The 1,052-nt window shown below is 58.9% G+C and carries 1 protein-coding gene; it reads right to left on the bottom strand.

Annotated features, from left to right (window positions below; all coding sequences use genetic code 11):
- Positions 1–9: 9 nt before the first annotated feature.
- Positions 10–958, bottom strand: a protein-coding gene (locus CO667_RS34550) for an IS630 family transposase (protein ID WP_097622264.1) whose coding sequence is annotated in 2 segments (ribosomal slippage) — positions 10–621 and positions 623–958 — 948 coding nt in all. Because the reading frame shifts where the segments join, the coding sequence is not laid out codon by codon here.
- Between the last annotated feature and the right edge of the window lie 94 nt (positions 959–1,052).

Raw genomic sequence — 1,052 nt, 5'->3', positions numbered from 1 at the left:
TAGAGCGTTTCACGTTTTGACGGAAGCATAGCCAGCGTTTGTGAAGTAGTTTGCGCATTCGTCAGGCTTGATGGTGCCGACGAGGTCTCCGAGATGACGCCAGGTGTCGTCGACGGTTCGCTTTTGGGCCTGGCGCATCCAATGTTTGATCTTGGCGAATGCCTGTTCGATCGGATTAAGGTCAGGGGAATATTTCGGCAGGAACCATAGTCTGGCGCCGGCCGCCTTGATGGCATCGCGGACGGCCTTAGCTTTGTGAGAGCCGAGGTTGTCGAGGATGACGATGTCGCCGGGCTTAAGTGTCGCGATCAGCTGTTGGCGGACATAAGCCTCGAAGCACTCGCCATTGATTGGGCCATCGAAGACGCAGGGCGCAGTGAGCCGATCACAGCGCAGAGCGCCGAGGAAAGTGAGTGTGCGCCAGCGTCCATGTGGGGCAAAGCCGCGCAGCCTCTTGCCCCTCGGTCCCCAGCCGCGTAACGGCGCCATGTTGGTGCGGATCCAAGTTTCGTCGATAAAGACGAGCCGCTTCGGATCGAAGCGGGCTTGCCAAGTCTTCCAGCGCTGCCTGTGCCGGGCAATGTCGGCACGGCCCTGCTCAAGGGCGAATAGCGTTTTTTTTGAAGCTCAGACCTTCACGGCGCATGAACTGCCAAATGGCATTATGGGAGACGGCGATACCGCGGGCGGCCAGTTCGTCCTTCAGCTGATGCAGCGTCAGGTGCGAGATCTGCTCGATCCGCTCGACAATGAAGGCGCGATGCGACTCCAGCACCCGCCGGCGATGGCCACCCATCTTGCCGGGTGAGACGCTGCCGGTTACCCGATGGCGCTGCGACCACTTCACCACAGAGGAGACGGCAATGTCGAACCGTTCAGCCACCACTCGGCAGCTCTGACCGCCTGCAACTGCAGCCACTACGCGTTCACGAAGATCATTCGAATAAGGTCGCGTCATCGATGCTGGCCTCCATTCCAGCACCCAGGATGAATCACAATTCTGCTGATTTGGGAATCCCACCTCGATTCCGATAAGCAATGAACCGCTCTAG

The sequence above is a fragment of the Rhizobium sp. L43 genome, assembly GCF_002531725.1.
Taxonomy (GTDB): Bacteria; Pseudomonadota; Alphaproteobacteria; order Rhizobiales; family Rhizobiaceae; genus Rhizobium.
Note: the sequence above shows the minus strand (reverse complement) of the source record. Positions and strands in the feature narration are given on the sequence as shown.